The organism is Pseudomonas sp. H1h, assembly GCF_000633255.1.
Classification (GTDB): domain Bacteria; phylum Pseudomonadota; class Gammaproteobacteria; order Pseudomonadales; family Pseudomonadaceae; genus Aquipseudomonas.
The window spans coordinates 1-15,315 of record NZ_AYMJ01000003.1 but is presented as its reverse complement, the minus strand read 5'-3'; the positions used below and the strand labels follow the sequence as shown (position 1 = coordinate 15,315).

Annotated in this window: 12 protein-coding genes and 3 pseudogenes; 7 read left to right on the top strand and 8 right to left on the bottom strand. The window is 62.7% G+C overall.

Features of this window, described 5'->3' with window-relative positions; genetic code table 11:
• Positions 1 to 51: 51 nt before the first annotated feature.
• The 3 genes and pseudogenes from U862_RS31365 to U862_RS0101990 form a co-directional block, all read right to left on the bottom strand.
• A pseudogene (locus U862_RS31365) lies at positions 52 to 645 on the bottom strand (methyl-accepting chemotaxis protein); the annotation flags it as partial.
• Between the two features lie 312 nt (positions 646 to 957).
• Positions 958 to 1,734 (bottom strand): annotated as a pseudogene (locus tag U862_RS31360) (cache domain-containing protein); the annotation flags it as partial.
• 200 nt (positions 1,735 to 1,934) lie between these two features.
• The gene (locus U862_RS0101990; protein ID WP_025108857.1) at positions 1,935 to 3,251 is read right to left on the bottom strand and encodes a Na+/H+ antiporter family protein; all 1,317 of its coding nucleotides are present in this window, start codon (positions 3,249 to 3,251) and stop codon (positions 1,935 to 1,937) included.
• Between the two features lie 158 nt (positions 3,252 to 3,409).
• On the opposite strand from U862_RS0101990, the pseudogene U862_RS31355 reads away from it, so the two are divergent.
• Positions 3,410 to 4,828: pseudogene (locus U862_RS31355) on the top strand (HAMP domain-containing protein); the annotation flags it as partial.
• 102 nt (positions 4,829 to 4,930) lie between these two features.
• Positions 4,931 to 5,686, top strand: a complete 756-nt coding sequence (locus U862_RS31350; protein ID WP_371262551.1) for a methyl-accepting chemotaxis protein — start codon at positions 4,931 to 4,933, stop codon at positions 5,684 to 5,686.
• A 139-nt stretch (positions 5,687 to 5,825) separates the two neighbouring features.
• Here U862_RS31350 and U862_RS0101980 read toward each other — a convergent pair whose 3' ends face one another.
• Genes U862_RS0101980 through U862_RS0101965 form a run of 4 tightly spaced genes read right to left on the bottom strand, consistent with a single transcriptional unit; the run spans position 5,826 to position 8,436 of the window.
• Complete coding sequence (locus U862_RS0101980) at positions 5,826 to 7,139, bottom strand: sensor histidine kinase (RefSeq protein ID WP_025108855.1); 1,314 nt, start codon at positions 7,137 to 7,139, stop codon at positions 5,826 to 5,828.
• A complete protein-coding gene (locus U862_RS0101975) occupies positions 7,136 to 7,804 on the bottom strand; it encodes a response regulator transcription factor (RefSeq protein ID WP_025108854.1) in 669 nt (222 codons plus the stop codon). The genes U862_RS0101980 and U862_RS0101975 overlap by 4 nt, the downstream gene beginning before the upstream one ends.
• 3 nt (positions 7,805 to 7,807) lie before the next feature.
• On the bottom strand, positions 7,808 to 8,128 hold the full coding sequence (locus U862_RS0101970) for a PepSY domain-containing protein (protein WP_025108853.1): 321 nt from the start codon (positions 8,126 to 8,128) through the stop codon (positions 7,808 to 7,810).
• The gene (locus U862_RS0101965; RefSeq protein ID WP_025108852.1) at positions 8,128 to 8,436 is read right to left on the bottom strand and encodes a PepSY domain-containing protein; all 309 of its coding nucleotides are present in this window, start codon (positions 8,434 to 8,436) and stop codon (positions 8,128 to 8,130) included. The genes U862_RS0101970 and U862_RS0101965 overlap by 1 nt, the downstream gene beginning before the upstream one ends.
• A 243-nt stretch (positions 8,437 to 8,679) precedes the next feature.
• Between U862_RS0101965 and U862_RS0101960 the strand changes: the two genes are divergently transcribed.
• The 5 genes from U862_RS0101960 to codA all read left to right on the top strand — a co-directional run bounded on the left by U862_RS0101960 (position 8,680) and on the right by codA (position 14,006).
• Positions 8,680 to 9,759: a patatin-like phospholipase family protein gene (locus U862_RS0101960; protein ID WP_025108851.1), complete on the top strand. Its 1,080-nt coding sequence runs from the start codon at positions 8,680 to 8,682 to the stop codon at positions 9,757 to 9,759.
• A gap of 95 nt (positions 9,760 to 9,854) precedes the next feature.
• Positions 9,855 to 10,211, top strand: a complete 357-nt coding sequence (gene queD / locus U862_RS0101955) for a 6-carboxytetrahydropterin synthase QueD (protein WP_007955941.1) — start codon at positions 9,855 to 9,857, stop codon at positions 10,209 to 10,211.
• Positions 10,212 to 10,415: 204 nt separating this feature from the next.
• Complete coding sequence (locus U862_RS0101950) at positions 10,416 to 11,228, top strand: alpha/beta fold hydrolase (protein WP_025108850.1); 813 nt, start codon at positions 10,416 to 10,418, stop codon at positions 11,226 to 11,228.
• A gap of 244 nt (positions 11,229 to 11,472) precedes the next feature.
• Positions 11,473 to 12,744 (top strand): cytosine permease, encoded by a 1,272-nt coding sequence (gene codB / locus U862_RS0101945; RefSeq protein WP_025108849.1) that lies wholly within the window; start codon positions 11,473 to 11,475, stop codon positions 12,742 to 12,744.
• Positions 12,745 to 12,758: 14 nt separating this feature from the next.
• On the top strand, positions 12,759 to 14,006 hold the full coding sequence (gene codA / locus U862_RS0101940) for a cytosine deaminase (RefSeq protein ID WP_025108848.1): 1,248 nt from the start codon (positions 12,759 to 12,761) through the stop codon (positions 14,004 to 14,006).
• Positions 14,007 to 14,140: 134 nt separating this feature from the next.
• Here codA and U862_RS0101935 read toward each other — a convergent pair whose 3' ends face one another.
• Complete coding sequence (locus U862_RS0101935; protein WP_025108847.1) at positions 14,141 to 15,121, bottom strand: DeoR family transcriptional regulator; 981 nt, start codon at positions 15,119 to 15,121, stop codon at positions 14,141 to 14,143.
• Between the last annotated feature and the right edge of the window lie 194 nt (positions 15,122 to 15,315).

Below are 15,315 nucleotides of genomic sequence, written 5' to 3'. Positions count from 1 at the left end.
CACAGCGCATTCGCGAGCACGCCCGCTCCCACAAAGTTTTTGCAGCAACCTTTAAATACGGAACTGGCCTACCAGTTTGCCCAATCGCTGGCCAAGTTCGGCCAAGCTGCGCGAGGTCTGCGCGCCCAACTGGGTCTCATCCGCCACGCTGTCCACCGCCACCGCAATCTGATGCACGCTGCGGTTGATCTCCTCGGCCACCGCCGTTTGTTCCTCGGCAGCACTGGCGATCTGCGCGTTCATCGAGTTGATGGTCGCGATCAGCTCCGCCATCGCATCCAGCGACGCCCCGGCCTGATTGGCCTGCGCCGAGGTGCCATCGCCCGCCTCGCTGGACCGACGCATCGCCTCGACCGCCGACTGCGTGCCCGCCTGCAAGCGATCGATCATGCCCTGAATTTCCTGGGTGCTGATCTGCGTGCGGCTGGCCAGTGCCCGCACTTCGTCCGCCACCACCGCAAAGCCGCGCCCGGCCTCCCCGGCACGCGCCGCTTCAATTGCAGCGTTCAGCGCCAGCAGGTTGGTCTGCTCGGCAATCGAGCGGATCACCCCGAGCACGCCGACAATCGACGACACATCCTGCTGCAGGCTGTCGAGTGACACGCCGCTGCTGCGAATGTCATCCACCAGCGCATGAATCTGTTTGATGCTGCCGGCCACCACGCGCTTGGCGCTCTGACCTTCTTCATCGGTCTGCTGTGCGGCGACGGCGGCATTCTGCGCGCTCTTGGCCACTTCCTGAGCGGCGGCAGACATCTCGTTGATCGCCGTGGCGACTTGATCGGTCTCGTGGCGCTGACGCTCCATCGCCTGATCAGAGCGCTGGGCCTGATCCGAGACCTGGGTCACCAGGCCAGTCAGTTGCGTGGTCATCTCGGTGATCTGCCGCACCAGGCCGTGGATCTTGTCGACGAAACGGTTGAACGAGCCAGCCAGTTCGCCGAGTTCGTCCTGGCTGGTGATGTTCAGCCGGCGCGTCAGGTCGCCCTCGCCCGCCGCGATGTCGTCGAGGTTGGCTTTCATCAGAGTCAGCGGCCGCAAAATGGCATTGGCCAGCAGCATCCCCGCTGCGGCGATCACCAACAGTACCAGCACCGCCACGCCGACGATGCTGAGGATCACGCCTTCCATCCGCTCCTGCACCTGGCCTTCGACCACCGCCACCTGCGCTTCAATGCCGTCGAGGTTGACCGACGTACCCACCGCCATGTCCCACTTCGCCAGGTACTCGGTGTAGCCGAGTTTCGGCACCAGCACGTTGGCGTTACCCGGCAACGGCGAGCTGTATTGCAGATAGTGGGTGCCGTCCTTCGCCACGCTCACCAGGCCGCGGTTGACGTAAACGCCATTGGGGTCGCGGTTGTCCTTGAAGCTTTTGCCCACGCCTTCAGGGTCGTTGGCCTTGAACAGGCGCACGGTCTCGGAGTCGTAGCCGAAGAAGTAGCCGTCCTTGCCGTAACGGATCCCCGACAGCAGCTTGATCGCCTGCGCCCGCGCCTCGTTGTCACCGGGGGCGGCTGCGTCATACAACGGCTTGATCGTGGTCATGGCCACGGCGACGTAACTTTGCAGCGTGGCCTTGGCGTCGGCGAGCAAACGCTCGCGGGTCTGCTCGACCTCGGTGTGCGCTTGTTGCTTGAGGATGAACAGCGTGGTCAGGCTGATGACCAGCGCAAAGAGCAACACCGGCAGGACGGCAAGCGACAGGACTTTGGCCTTGAGACTCAAGCGCATGGGGGGAGCTCACTCTTTTGGTTTTATTGGCGTGGTTAAAGGCGTTAACGGCACGCGCAAGCAAAAGTTGAGTCTGGAGATGCCTCGTATCCCTGTGGGAGCGGGCTTGCTCGCGAAGGCGTCGTGTCAGTCACCAATTGTGTTTCTGATACACCGCCTTCGCGAGCAAGCCCGCTCCCACAGTCTGGGATTTGTGGTGGTCAGAGGACCATCGCGGCCACCCAGCCGAACGCCAGCAACGGCAGGTTGTAATGCAGGAAGGTCGGGACCACGGTGTCCCAGATATGGTGATGCTGGCCGTCGATGTTCAGACCGGAGGTCGGCCCGAGGGTCGAATCCGAAGCCGGCGAACCAGCGTCGCCCAAGGCCCCGGCAGTGCCGACGATGCAGACGATCGCCAGCGGGCTGAAGCCCAGTTGCACGCACAGCGGCACGAAAATCGCCGCAAGGATCGGCACGGTGGAGAACGACGAACCGATGCCCATGGTCACCAGCAGCCCGACCAGCAACATCAACAGTGCGCCGACGCCCTTGCTGTGATTGATCCACGAAGCCGACGATTCGACCAGGGTCTGCACCTGCCCGGTGGCCTTCATCACTTCGGCGAACCCGGACGCGGCGATCATGATGAAGCCGATCATCGCCATCATCTTCATGCCTTCGGTGAACAGGTCATCGGTCTCGCGCCACTTGACGATGCCCGACACCGAGAAGATCAGAAAACCGACCAGCGCCCCGATAATCATCGAGTCCAGCAGCAGTTGCACAATGAACGCCGCTGCAATCGCCACACCGGCGATCATCAGGCTCAGCGGGTTGTACTGCACCGCCACCTGCTCGACCTGCTCGATTTTCGCCAGGTCGTAGACGCGCTTCTTGCGGTAACTGATGAATGCCATGGCCAGGCCGAACACCATGCCCAGCGCCGGAATGCCCATGGCGTGGGTGACGTTGATGCCACTGATGTCGACGCCACTGCGCGCGACGTTGGCCAGCAGGATTTCATTGAGGAAGATGTTGCCGAAACCCACCGGCAGGAACATGTACGGGGTGATCAGGCCGAAGGTCATGACGCAGGCGATCAGACGACGATCGAGTTGCAGCTTGGTCAGCACATATAAAAGCGGCGGCACCAGCAGCGGAATGAACGCAATGTGGATCGGCAGGATGTTCTGCGAGGCAATCGCCACCACCCAGAGCAGGCCGATCAGCAGCCATTTGACGCTGCCGCCACCGGTCGCGTGTTGCCGGTCAACCATCGCCAAGGCCTTGTCGGCCAGCGCATGAGCCAGACCGGACTTGGCAATCGCCACCGCGAAAGCGCCGAGCAGCGCGTAGGACAACGCCACGGTCGCCCCCCCGCCCAGGCCGCTGTTGAACGCCTTGAGCGTGGCGTCGATGCCCAGACCACCGGTCAGGCCACCGACCAGCGCACCGACGATCAGGGCGATCACCACGTGCACACGGGACAGGCTGAGGATCAGCATGATGCCGACCGCAGCAATCACTGCATTCATTTCACTACCTCAAAAAACACTGCGATGAAATCATCACCGCCAGACAGGATGAGTCCGCCCACGGAGCACCGGCGGATTTGCAAAGAGGGTCTTATTAGAAGGGCGCGCACTGTGCCGCAGAGTGACCGCAGTGTCAAAGCGAGCGAATGTAACAACCGATGAAGAACCCTGCAGGCGGAATTCGGCGACTGCGGCAATCGGTCATATTGCACTTGAACAATAAAGAAAGCCGAAACGCGGCCGTTACAGTGCAAAGTCTCAGATATTTATCGAATAAGGACGTCTCCATGTCGCTCAGACAACTTTCCATTCAATGGAAAATCACCCTGCTCGCCGGCCTCTGCCTGGCGGGCATCGTGACCCTGCTGGTGGGTCTTTCGCTGTACCGCATGGAGCACAGCTCCGAGCTGGTGAAGGCGTCGAGCATGGAGATGCTGACCGAATCGGCCCAGGCGCGCATTGAATCGCAAGGCGAAGTGCAGGCTGCCGGCATTCGCCAGCAGTTCATGGACGCCTATCAATACGGCCATGGCTTCTCGCGCCAGGTGCTGTTCCTGCGTGAACAGGCAGAAAAGCGCTTCCTCGATGCCTTCGATCTGCGCGAAGACATGACCCGTCAGGTCAAATCCGCCCTGCAGGCCAACCCGGAACTGCTCGGCCTGTCGCTGGTGTTCGAAGCCAACGCACTGGACGGCAAGGATGAACTGTTCGCCGATCAGGCCGAACTGGGCAGCAACGACAAGGGCCGTTTCGCCTTGTACTGGTCGCAGCCGACTCCCGGCAAAGTCACCTCGATGGCTCTGCCGGAAAGCGACATGGCCGACACCAGCACCGGCCCCAGCGGCCAGGCCGCCAACGCCTGGTTCACCTGCCCGCGCACCACGCTCAAGCCGTGCGTGATCGAACCGTACTTCTACGTGATCGACGGCCAGAACGTGCTGATGACCAGCATCGTCTTCCCGCTGATGGTCAACGGCAAAGTGATCGCCTCGCTGTCGGTGGACATCAACCTCAACAGCCTGCAAGCGATCAGCCAGGGCGCGAGCAAAAAGCTCTATGACGGCCAGACCGCCGTGAGCATCATCAGCCCCACCGGCCTGCTCGCCGGTTACAGCCCGGACGCGAGCAAGCTGAGCAAGCGTCTGGATGCCGTGGACACCGTCAGCGGTGCTGAACTGCTGCGTCAACTCGGCGCCAGCAGCAGCGTCAGCAGCCTGCACAGCAACGGCCAGTTGAAAGTGCTGTCGCCGTTCCAGCCGATCCCCGGCGGCCCGGCGTGGGGCGTGTTGCTCGATGTGCCGGAAAAGGTCCTGGTCAGCCGCGCCGAAGCACTCAAGCAGCAACTGGATGCGAGCAACAATTCAGGCACCCTGATCGAACTGAGCCTCGGCGTGCTCGCAGCCTTGGTCGGCTTGCTGCTGGTGTGGCTGATGGCGCGCAGCGTGACCAAACCGATCCTCGGCGTGGCCAACATGCTCGAAGACATCGCCAGTGGCGAAGGTGATCTGACCCGCCGTCTGGCCTATGACAAACAGGATGAACTCGGGCAGTTGGCCGGCTGGTTCAACAAGTTCCTCGACAAGTTGCAGCCAATCATCGCCGAGGTGAAACGCTCGGTGCAGGACGCACGCAACACCGCCGACCAGTCTTCGGCCATTGCCACCCAGACCAGCGCTGGCATGGAGCAGCAATACCGCCAGGTCGATCAGGTCGCCACCGCGTCCCACGAAATGAGCGCCACTGCGCAAGACGTCGCGCGCAGCGCCGCGCAAGCCGCCGAAGCGGCAAAGGACGCCGATCGCGCCACGCGTCAGGGCCTGACCGTGATCGACCGCACCACCGCGAGCATCGACACCCTCGCCGCCGACATGAGCGCAGCGATGGTCCAGGTCGAAGGCCTGGCCGCCAACAGCGAGAAGATCGGCACCGTGCTGGAAACCATCCGCGCCATCGCCGAACAAACCAACCTGCTGGCGCTCAACGCCGCGATCGAAGCGGCGCGTGCCGGTGAGGCCGGTCGTGGTTTTGCCGTGGTCGCCGACGAGGTGCGCAACCTCGCCCGCCGCACGCAGGAATCGGTGGAAGAAACCCGTCAAGTGATTGAGCAACTGCAGACCGGCACCCAGGACGTGGTCGGCTCGATGGGCAACAGTCATCGTCAGGCCCAGGGCAGTGTCGAACAGGTCGGGCAAGCGGTGACCGCACTGCGCCAGATCGGCGATGCAGTGACGGTGATCAGCGACATGAACCTGCAGATCGCCAGCGCGGCGGAAGAACAGAGCGCGGTGGCCGAGGAGATCAACAACAACGTGGCGACCATCCGTGACGTGACCGAATCGCTGTCCGGGCAGGCCAACGAGTCAGCGCGGGTGAGTCAGTCGCTGAACAGCCTGGCGAATCAGCAGCAGAGCCTGATGGATCAGTTCCGGGTCTGACGCGGACTTGCATCCAGCTGAATTCCAATGTGGGAGCGGGCTTGCTCGCGAAAGCGGTGTATCAGACAAAGCAATACTGACTGACACACCGCATTCGCGAGCAAGCCCGCTCCCACAGGGGGTTGGGGACTGACCGGGATCAGCGCTTAGGCAACTCGATCACCACCTTCAACCCGCCCCACTCGCTCTCGCCCAACACCAGCAACCCGCCCCACGTCTCGACGATATCGCGGACGATCCCCAGCCCCAAACCATGCCCGTGGGTCTGCTCATCCAGCCTCGCGCCCCGACTGAACACCTGACTGCGCTGCTGTTCGGGGATCCCCGGCCCGTCATCTTCCACGCTCAGGGCAAAGCCATCCGTGCGCTCGATCACACTCAGGCGCACCTCGGCGTCCGCCCATTTGCAGGCGTTGTCCAGCAGGTTGCCGAGCAGCTCCAGCAGATCCTCACGGTCCCACGGCAGTTGCAGACCCGGCGGCGCGACGTAGCTCAGCGCCAAATGCTCGCCGTGGATCATGTTCAGCGTCGCCAACAGCCCCGGCAGTTCCGCGTCACAATCGAACAGCGCACCGGGCAGCGCATCACCGGACAGGCGCGCGCGATTCAGTTCGCGATTGAGCCGCTGCTGCACCTGTTCCAATTGGTCCTTGAGGATCTTGCGCAACTCCGGATGCGCATCGAGTTTTTCGCTCGACGCCAGGCTCAACAGCACCGCCAGCGGCGTCTTCAACGCATGCCCCAGATTGCCCAGCGCATTGCGTGAGCGCTTGAGGCTGTCTTCGGTGTGGGCGAGCAAATGGTTGATCTGCGCCACCAGTGGCTCCAGTTCCACCGGCACCTGATCGTCGAGTTGCGAACGCTGGCCCTGCTGCAACTGGGCGATCTGCTCGCGCGCCCGCTCCAGCGGGCGCAAGGCGCGGCGCACGGTGAAGCGTTGCAGCAGCAGAATCAGCAGCAAACCGGCCAGCCCGAGACCAAGCCCGATCTGACGCATGCGCTGGAAGCTCTCGCGCACCGGGGTGTAATCCTGCGCGACACTGATCGAGATCGACTGCCCCAGGCGCCGGTAATCGGAACGCAACACCAGCAACTGCTGGCCGTCCGGGCCCAGTTGCAGGTTGCTGTGCAGACCGGGATGTTCGAGCAGCGGCAAGTCCTGATCCCACAGCGACCGCGAGCGCCAGTGGCTGTCGGCAAAATCGATACGGAAGTAATGCCCGGAAAACGGTCGCTGATACGCCGGCGACAGGTGCCGCTCATCCAGTTGCAAGCCTTGCGGGCCACGCACCAGCGCTACCAGCAGGCTTTCGCTGTCGTTGCGCAAGCCGGCTTCGAGATAACGCTGCAGCCCCACTTCGAACAACCACAGGCTGATCTGCGCCAGCACCACGCCGACGATCACCATCACGCTGATCAACCCCAGGCTCAAGCGGCGCTGGATCGACCTCACGAAGATTGTCCGCCGAACAGGTAACCCTGGCCGCGACGGGTTTCGATCACGGCTTTGCCCAGCTTGCGCCGCAGGTGATTGACGTGGACTTCGAGAACGTTGGAATCACGCTCGGTCTCACCGTCGTAGAGGTGCTCGGCGAGGTGGGTTTTCGACAGGATCTGTTCCGGGTGCAGCATGAAATAGCGCAGCAGGCGGAATTCGGCGGCGGTCAGTTGAATCTCGCTGCCGTCGCGCATCACGCATTGACGACCCTCATCCAGATGCAGCCCCGCGGCCTTCAGCGTCGGCTGGTTGGCCTGGCCCTTGGAGCGGCGCAACAGCGACTGTACCCGCAAGTGCAGCTCTTCGGGATGAAACGGTTTGGTCAGGTAATCGTCGGCACCGGCCTTCAGGCCTTCGATGCGCTCGGCCCAGGAATCGCGGGCGGTGAGGATCAGCACCGGGGTCGACAGGCCTCCGGCGCGCCATTGCGCCAGCACCTCAAGCCCCGGAACGCCGGGCAGACCGAGGTCAAGGATGATCAGGTCATAAGGCTCGCTGCTGCCCTGATAGACCGCATCGCGCCCGTCCGCCAGCCAGTCCACCGCATAACCCTGACGTTGCAGGCCGGCGAGCAATTCGTCGGCCAGCGGCACGTGGTCTTCCACCAGAAGCAAACGCATCGATCAATCTTCCTTGTCTTTCAGTAATTCGCCGCTGTCGGCCTTCAGGTGCAACTCGCGCGCCACCCCGTCGACTGTCAGCAGCTCGACTTCGTAAACATAGACGTCGTGCTTTTCCTCGAGCTCGACTTCCAGCAGTTTGGCCCCCGGATAGCGATCCAGCGCCTTTTGCAGCACTTGCTCCAGCGGCAGAATCACCCCCTGCTGACGCAGGCGCAGCGCTTCATCGGGGCCAAGATCACGGGCCACCGCCACCGAGCAGAATGCCAATAGCACCAGGGCCAGGCGGCTCCCGGTGCGTGGCTGTAACAAATACGGCTTCATTAAGTATCCTGATGATCCTTGAGCACTTGCCCGCTGACCGCGTCCAATTCCAGGTCCCACTCCAACCCCTGTGGGTCACGCATTTCGATCTGGTAGATGTACTTGCCGTACTGCTCTTCCAGCTCGGTATCGGTGATGGTCGAACCCGGGTGTTTGGCCAGCGCCGTGGCGTTGAGCTTCTCGAAGGACACGATAGTACCAGCGTCGCGCAGGCGCAGGGCTTCATCGGGGCCAAGATCGCGGGCGTGGGCGAGGCTGGCAGTCAGGCCGATGATCGAGGCAATGGACAGGGCAGTCAGGGTTTTCATGGGTGTCTCCGTTTTTTATGTGTTGCTCCGGTCGGCACCTTAGCGGGATCAACTTAACTGAAACTGAATGGCCATCATTGCCCCGTCCAATAATCACCCCCCCTGTGGGAGCGGGCTTGCTCGCGAAGGCGGTGTGTCAGTCGCCATCATTGTTGCTGACCCACCGCCTTCGCGAGCAAGCCCGCTCCCACAGGGTCAAGTTGTGCGCCTATAATCCAAAGCTTGCTAACGATCGAGACCGGTATGACCGCCATCCACATCAAGTTCCCCGCCCTCACCCTCAAGGCTGGCCCTCGGGCCATGGCGCGCATTCGTGCCCAGGGCCTGAACGCCGCTGACGTCGGCACCCTGCCCGGTGCCGCCGGAGGGCCGAAGGCACTGGGGATTCAGGGGCTGGATCTGGCGTTGTTCGGCGAATGGCTGCCCAGCGCGCCGCGTGAGCGCTCGCTGATCGGCGCGTCGGTCGGCTCCTGGCGCTTCGCCAGCGCCTGTCTGCCGGATGCAGCCGAAGGCATTCGCCGTCTCGGCCAACTGTACGCCGAGCAGAATTTCAACAAGGGCGTGAGCATGGCCGAGATCAGCCAGAGCTCGCAGCGCATGCTCAATGACCTGCTCGACGGTCGCGATGCCAGCATCCTCAACAATGCCGACTACCGCCTGAACATCATGGTGGTCAAAAGCCACGGGCGCCTGGCCGATGACCATCGCGCTCGCCTCGGCCTGGCGCTGGGTTCGGTGATCGCCGATAACCTGCGCGGGCGGGCGCGGCTGTCGCGGCACTTCGAACGCCTGATCATTCACGACCCGCGCCTCGCGCCACCGGTCAACGCGCTGCACGACTTCCCGTCACGCTTCGTCGCCCTCAACGCCGGCAACCTGCGGCAGGCGCTGCTGGCCTCCGGCTCGATCCCGATGGTCATGGAAGGCGTGCGCGACCTGCCGGGTGCCGGCGCCGGCACGTTCCGCGACGGCGGTCTGCTCGACTATCACCTCGACCTGCCCTACAGCGGCGACGGCATCGTGCTCTATCCACACTTCACCGACCGGGTGATCCCCGGCTGGTTCGACAAGACCCTGCCCTGGCGCCGCGCCTCGGTCGAGCGCTTGCAGGACGTGCTGTTGCTCGCGCCGTCGAAGGAGTATCTGGCGCGCCTGCCTTACGGCAAGCTGCCCGACCGCAACGACTTCAAGCGCTTCATGGGGGATGCGCCGAGCCGGCAGAAATACTGGCACGCGGCAATGGACGAGAGCCGCCGCCTGGGCGACGAGTTTCTTGAGCTGAGCGCCAGCGGTCGCCTCGCCGAGCGCTTGCTGACCCTTTAGTCAGTGTTTTCCCGCATCGCCAAACACAAGCTGGTAAACTCGCCGCCTGCCCGAATCGCTGCGGCGAACGCCACCTGAACAGAGCCGAAAATACTGTGGAAATCTTCAAGGAATTTACATTCGAATCCGCCCACCGCCTGCCGCACGTACCGGACGGCCACAAGTGCGGCCGCCTGCACGGTCACTCGTTCAAAGTGGCGATTCACCTCAGCGGCGACCTCGATCCGCACACTGGCTGGATCCGCGACTTCTCGGAAATCAAGGCGATCTTCAAGCCGCTGTACGAGCGTCTGGACCACAATTACCTGAACGATATTCCCGGCCTGGAAAACCCGACCAGCGAAGTGCTGGCGAAATTCATCTGGAATGAATTGAAGCCGCTGCTGCCGGAACTCAGCGCGATCCGGATTCACGAGACCTGCACCAGTGGTTGCATCTATCGCGGCGAATAACGCAACGCGAATCCCCCTTGTAGGAGTGAGCCTGCTCGCGATAGCAGATTGAAATTCAACATGCATGTCGACTGATACACCGCTATCGCGAGCAGGCTCACTCCTACAAAGGATCGGTGTTTGTCAGGAAAACAGAGAACAGCCCCCGAGGCTGTTTTTTTATGCCTATGCTTTTTGGCTCAAACCCGCCAAGAGGACAGGCCGATGACGGACTGGCTGCTGGATCAGGTCTTTGATTTCAACGGGCATCAAATACGCCATGCCGTGCGCGGTGACGGTCCGCCGCTGGTGTTCGTGCATGGCACACCGTTTTCTTCCTGTGTGTGGCACCGCATCGCGCCGCATTTCTTCGCCAGCCACCGGGTGCATTATTTCGACCTCCTGGGCTACGGGCGTTCCGCTAAACCTCACGCCGATGTTTCCCTCGGCGTGCAGAATCAACTTCTCTCGCGCTTGCTCGATCACTGGAATATCCAGCGCCCGGACGTGGTAGCCCACGACTTCGGCGGCGCCACCGCGTTGCGCACGCATTTGCTCAATGGCAAGGACTACCGCAGCCTCACGCTGATCGATCCGGTGGCGCTGACGCCGTGGGGTTCGCCGTTCGTGCAGCATGTCCGCCGGCATGAAGCGGCGTTCAGCGGCCTGCCGGACTACATCCAGCGCGCCATCGTCCCGACCTACATTCGCGGGGCGATTCACCGCGACATCCCCGACGCCGAACTGGCGCCCTACGTGCAACCGTGGCTCGGCGATCCGGGGCAAGCGGCGTTCTATCGGCAGATCGCACAAATGGACGAACGCTATACCCAAGAAGCCGAAAGTTTGTACCCGATGATTCGCTGCCCGGTGCAGATTCTCTGGGGGGAAGAGGATCAGTGGATCCCCATCGAACGGGGCCGGGCGTTGCACGCGATGATCCCCGGTGCGCAATTCCACGCCATCCGCAACGCCGGCCACCTCGTCCAGGAAGACGCCCCCGAAGCCATCGTCGCCGCGTTATTGAGATTTCTCTGACCCATACCCAATCCCTTGTGGGAGCGAGCCTGCTCGCGAATACGGTATGTCAGTCACTGCAGAGCTCGCGTGACACTCCGCTTTCGCGAGCAGGCTCGCTCCCACATTGGGCTTCGGTGCGCCCAGTTGCACTGCTTTCGCGCCGATCCACACGACTCGTCTATACATAACCCGCGCCAATCGGCATTTGGCACGACCACTGCAACCCACCCCGCGTCCTCCCCTTTCAGCAAGGAACGCCCCCATGACGCAGAACGATCCCGGTAACGACTACCCCCTCAGCGAAGTCCCGCTGCACGCGCGCAAAGGCCTGGCCTCGACGGCGATGGTGCTGCTGGGTTTCACCTTCTTCACCGCGACCATGTTTGCTGGCGGCAAGCTCGGCGTGGCCTTCAGTTTCAGTGAGATGCTCGTGGTGATCATCGTCGGCAATCTGCTGCTCGGGCTGTACGCGGCAGGTCTGGGTTACATCGCCTTCAAGAGCGGCCTCAACTCGGTGTTGATGGGGCGATTCTGTTTCGGCGAGGTCGGCAGCAAGCTCAGCGACCTGATCCTCGGTTTCACTCAGATCGGCTGGTACGCCTGGGGCACCGCGACCGCTGCGGTAGTGCTGGGCAAATACTTTGAACTGGATCAAGGCACAGTGCTCGGCCTGATGGTGCTGTTCGGCCTGATGTTCTGCGCCACGGCGTATGTCGGTTATCGCGGTCTGGAGATTCTGTCATACATCGCGGTGCCGGCGATGATGTTGCTGCTGATGCTGTCGATGTGGGTCGCCACGGTCAAAGTCGGCGGCCTCGACGGGTTGCTCAGCGTGGTGCCGACGGGTTCACTGGACTGGTCGACCGCGATCACCCTGGTGTTCGGCACCTTCGTCAGCGGCGCGACCCAGGCCACCAACTGGACACGCTTCTCGCGTTCGGCACGGGTAGCGGTACTGGCCAGCCTGATCGGTTTTTTCATCGGCAACGGTCTTATGGTGCTGATCGGCGCCTACGGTGCGATCGTCTATCAGCAGCCGGACGTGGTTGAAGTGTTGCTATTGCAAGGCTTCGCCATGGCGGCGATGGCGATGCTGTTACTCAATATCTGGAGCACTCAGGACAACACCATCTACAACTTCGCCGTCGCCGGTTGCAACCTGCTGCGCACCGGACGGCGCAAGACGGTAACCCTAGCGGGTGCGGTGATCGGCACCCTGCTCGCCTTGCTGGGCATGTACGACATGCTGGTGCCCTACCTGATTCTGCTGGGCACGGTGATCCCACCGATTGGCGGGGTGATCATGGCCGACTTTTTCTTCCGCTGGCGCGGGCGCTATCCACGCCTGGCCGACGCGCGGCTGCCGGCGTTCAACTGGCCGGGGCTGGGGGCTTACGCGGTCGGCACTGTCGCTGCGTTCCACTCGCCGTGGGTCGCGCCGCTGGTAGGGATCGCCGCCGCCGCGCTAACGTATGTCATCGTCACCGGCCTGCTCGGCGCCCGTCGCGCCACTGCGCCACTACAAGACCTATAAGAAGGATTCGCCTGATGCACATCATCAACGCCCGACTGCGTAACCAGGAAGGTTTGCACGAATTGCACCTCGAAGACGGCCTGATCCGCAGCATCGGCCGCCAGACCGAAGCCCCGAACCTCAACCCCGGCGACCTCGACGCCGGCGGCAATCTGGTAGTGCCACCCTTCGTCGAACCGCACATCCACCTCGACGCCACCCTCACCGCCGGCGAGCCGCGCTGGAACATGAGCGGCACGCTGTTCGAGGGCATCGAGTGCTGGGGCGAACGCAAGGTCACCATCACCGAAGAGGACACCAAGACCCGCGCCAAGAAGACCATTCAAACGCTGGCCGCCCATGGCATCCAGCACGTGCGCACCCACGTCGACGTCACCGACCCGCAGCTCACGGCGCTCAAGGCGATGCTCGAAGTGCGCGAGGAAAGCCGTCATCTCATCGACCTGCAAATCGTTGCGTTCCCGCAGGAAGGCATCGAGTCGTTCCGCAACGGTCGCGAGCTGATGGAAGAAGCGATTCGCATGGGCGCCGATGTGGTCGGTGGCATTCCGCATTTCGAGTACACCCGCGATCAGGGCGTCAGCTCAGTGAAGTTTCTGATGGACCTGGCCGAACGTACCGGCTGCCTGGTGGACGTGCACTGCGACGAAACCGACGACCCGCATTCGCGCTTCCTCGAAGTGCTCGCCGAAGAGGCGCGCAGCCGCGACATGGGCGCACGGGTCACCGCCAGCCACACCACGGCGATGGGCTCTTACGACAACGCCTACTGCGCCAAACTGTTCCGCCTGCTCGGGCATTCCGGGATCAGTTTTGTCTCGTGCCCGACCGAAAGCATTCACCTGCAGGGGCGCTTCGACAACTTCCCGAAACGCCGTGGCGTGACCCGGGTCAATGAGCTGCTCGAAGCCGGCATGAACGTGTGTTTCGGCCAGGACTCCATCGTCGATCCGTGGTACCCGCTGGGCAACGGCAACATCCTGCGCGTGCTCGAAGCCGGCTTGCACATCTGCCACATGCTCGGTTACCGCAACTTGCAGAACGCGCTGGATCTGGTCACCGACAACAGCGCCAGGGCCATGCACCTGGGCGAACGTTACGGGTTGGAACCGGGTCGCCCGGCAAACCTGCTGATTCTGTCGGCGGACAGCGATTACGAGGTGATCCGCAGTCAGGGTCTGCCGCTGTATTCGATTCGCGGTGGCAAAGTGCTCATGAAACGGCAGATGCCGGTGGTGGAGTTCAGTGCCGATCTGAGCTGAATCGGCTGGCCCCTTCGCGAGCAGGCTCGCTCCCACATGGGCTGCATTTCCCTGTAGGAGTGAGCCTGCTCGCGATCACGCACGGGGCTGCATTCCCTGTGGGAGCGAGCCTGCTCGCGAAGGCGATTGCCGCTTCAACCCATCGATCGAGCCGTACCAAACAGCCTCACCCGCACCAATTCCCCCCGCTCCTGTTCAAGCAAAACAGGCGCCGTCCCGCCCGGCATGACCACCTGCACCGCACCGCTCGCCACCCAGCCCACCGACCACGCCGCACAAGCCACCGCGCTGGCACTGGTGCCGGAAGACGCCGTCGGCCCTTCCCCGCGCTCGAACACCCGGGCGACGATGCGTTGCGCCGATTCGCGCGCGGCCCACTGCAGATTAACGCCCGCCGGACACGGCTGGCCGGCGCCGACGGGCATGGCGTAGGCGATACGGGTCAGGCCTTCGGCCCAGGGCGATTCGCCCATTTGCCGATTGCTCGGCAACGCGGCAACGTCGGTCAGCAACGTCACGCAATGCGGGTTGCCGATGCGCACGAACTGACTGTGCTGCCACGCGGGATCGAGCTGGACCAATGGCGCTACGTGGCTGACTTCATGACCATTGAACTCACGACGTTCAACAGTCTGCGCACCCACCGCCGACGGCCCGAAGCACGGTTGACCGAGGTCCAGCCAGAAGCCGCGCACACCATCGACTTCCGCCGGTTTCACCGAGGTTTCCACGGCGTCACCCTTGTCGTGATAAACCCGCAATAACGCGCCTTCCGCCGGCATCAACGCCTGCTCCAGCAACGATTGGGAAAAAATCGTCAGGCCGTTGCCGCTACGCTCTGCCAGGGTGCCGTCGGTGTTGACGATGAGCACGTCGAACGGCGGCGCTGACTGGAACGGACCGATCAACAGGCCATCGCTGCGGTGGGATTTGCTGCCGGCCGGACGTTCGCCTTCGGGCCAGTCGCAACACAGGGCAATCGCCGCCTGACTCCATGCCGGTCTCGACAAAGCACACTGCGCGGCATCGATCGGCAAATCGATCCCCGAATCGCGAAGTGTCTGCGGCGAAATCACCCCGTAAATATTGCCCCGCGCATCAAAGAACTGCGTCATCACCGGCCCTTACTGTAAATCCCCTGAAGCGGCCACTGTAAAACGCAATCGCCTGCGAGAGCGAGCCTGCTCGCGAAGGCAGTCTGTCAGGCACCCGGTTTTCGCCTGAACCACCGCTTTCGCGAGCAAGCCCTCTCCCACAGGAATCCGTGCATGACAGCAGATCTGTGAGCGCCCGCCTTTCAATGTGGGAG

Coding starts and splice junctions, on each gene's coding strand:
- U862_RS0101990 (WP_025108857.1), bottom strand. CDS start 3,251: ATGAATGCAGTGATTGCTGCGGTCGGCATCATGCTGATCCTCAGCCTG.
- U862_RS31350 (WP_371262551.1), top strand. CDS start 4,931: ATGGAGCAGCAATACCGCCAGGTCGATCAGGTCGCCACCGCGTCCCAC.
- U862_RS0101975 (WP_025108854.1), bottom strand. CDS start 7,804: ATGCGTTTGCTTCTGGTGGAAGACCACGTGCCGCTGGCCGACGAATTG.
- U862_RS0101970 (WP_025108853.1), bottom strand. CDS start 8,128: ATGAAGCCGTATTTGTTACAGCCACGCACCGGGAGCCGCCTGGCCCTG.
- U862_RS0101965 (WP_025108852.1), bottom strand. CDS start 8,436: ATGAAAACCCTGACTGCCCTGTCCATTGCCTCGATCATCGGCCTGACT.
- U862_RS0101960 (WP_025108851.1), top strand. CDS start 8,680: ATGACCGCCATCCACATCAAGTTCCCCGCCCTCACCCTCAAGGCTGGC.
- U862_RS0101950 (WP_025108850.1), top strand. CDS start 10,416: ATGACGGACTGGCTGCTGGATCAGGTCTTTGATTTCAACGGGCATCAA.
- codB (WP_025108849.1), top strand. CDS start 11,473: ATGACGCAGAACGATCCCGGTAACGACTACCCCCTCAGCGAAGTCCCG.
- codA (WP_025108848.1), top strand. CDS start 12,759: ATGCACATCATCAACGCCCGACTGCGTAACCAGGAAGGTTTGCACGAA.
- U862_RS0101935 (WP_025108847.1), bottom strand. CDS start 15,121: ATGACGCAGTTCTTTGATGCGCGGGGCAATATTTACGGGGTGATTTCG.